This window comes from Actinomadura sp. NBRC 104425 (assembly GCF_030269545.1).
GTDB classification, from domain to species: Bacteria; Actinomycetota; Actinomycetes; order Streptosporangiales; family Streptosporangiaceae; genus Spirillospora; species Spirillospora keratinilytica.
Genome location: NZ_BSTN01000104.1, coordinates 1 through 519, shown reverse-complemented (window position 1 = coordinate 519; position 519 = coordinate 1). Strand labels below are relative to the sequence as shown.

Below are 519 nucleotides of genomic sequence, written 5' to 3'. Positions count from 1 at the left end.
CGCGGCGGTGCTGGTGCTGCTGCCGCTGTTCATCGCCCGGTGGGCGCTGGAGCAGACCCACGCCCAGCAGCAGGCGCACGCCGCGACGCTGGCCGCGCTGTGCCAGGCGGTGGAGACCAAGGACTACTACACCCGCGGCCATTCCGAGCGGGTGTCGCGCGGGTCGGTGATGATCGCCCAGGAGATCGGCATGCGGCCCGACCGGGTCGAGGCGATCCGGTATGCGGGCATGCTGCACGACGTCGGCAAGCTCGGCGTGCCCACCAAGGTGCTGCAGAAGACGGGGGCGCTGACGGAGGAGGAGTTCGCCGCGATCCAGCTGCACCCCATGCGCGGGCTGGAGATCGTGCGCGAGATCGGGTTCCTGGACGAGGCGCTGGCGGGCATCATGCACCACCACGAGAAGATGAACGGCACCGGCTACCCCATGGGCCTGGCCGGTGACGAGATCCCCGAGTTCGCCCGCGTGATCTCGGTGGCCGACGCGTTCGACTCGATGACCTCCACCCGCTCCTACCG

At 70.1% G+C, this 519-nt stretch carries 1 protein-coding gene; it reads left to right on the top strand.

Annotated elements, in window-relative coordinates:
• On the top strand, nucleotides 1-519 hold a 519-nt coding region (locus QSK22_RS33310), incomplete at both ends, for an HD-GYP domain-containing protein (RefSeq protein WP_285498484.1).